Annotated in this window: 1 protein-coding gene; it reads left to right on the top strand. The window is 59.8% G+C overall.

What is annotated here, in order from left to right:
• Positions 1-352, top strand: a 352-nt coding sequence (locus NKH95_RS33390) for a hypothetical protein (RefSeq protein ID WP_352894628.1), incomplete at its 5' end; no start/stop codon positions are given.
• Positions 353-676 lie beyond the last annotated feature (324 nt).

Here is a 676-nt window from a genome sequence, read left to right as displayed (position 1 = left end):
CTGCTGCCCGTGGTCGAGCATGAGGATACCAAGAAAACGTGAAGGCTGCGATATCATGTATGAAGGTCCTCAACGTTCCATCGAACGGCGAACCACCTTAGCGGGACACTCCACGAAATGTACCGGCGCAAGAAGGACGATTTGCGCCGATTTTCCTCAATTGCCGCAGGAAATCTGCGTTCCTGTGCCAACTCCAATGGCGATTGGAAGGCCCCATCTGGGCAGCTTAATCGTCGTCGACAATGTGGCCTTGCCAAACGGACCGCCTTACTCGGCCGGCCCCGAGATCAACACCCGCCACCCGGAGGGCGAGGAACTTGCGCGCGAGCCTCACATCAAGGCGCGGCGCTGATGATGGCGCCCCTCAAGGAGACGCTGGCCGGCCTCGACTTCGCCTTCCAGGCATCGCTCGATAAGAACCGCATCATAGCGCTGGCCGAGCTGACGTTCATCGAGCGCGCCTAGGTGGTCCATGTCCGCTATAGCGGCGGCCTGAGTTGACGCTCAAGGCGATCATCACGGCGACTGAGACGATGCGGCCGCCGCGGCGCAAATGCAGATAGGTGGCGTAGAGGTCCCGACCACAATAGTGCTCGTCCTCGCCAATACCTCAAGCCGCGAGCGTGTTCTCTGCGAGTTTGATCCAGTACGATGTCCCAAACTGAATCGCCTCGTC

The sequence above is a fragment of the Mesorhizobium sp. M0848 genome (assembly GCF_040319805.1).
GTDB lineage: Bacteria > Pseudomonadota > Alphaproteobacteria > Rhizobiales > Rhizobiaceae > Mesorhizobium.
The sequence above is the reverse complement of the archived record's forward strand: the minus strand, read 5'-3'. Positions and strand labels throughout refer to the sequence as shown.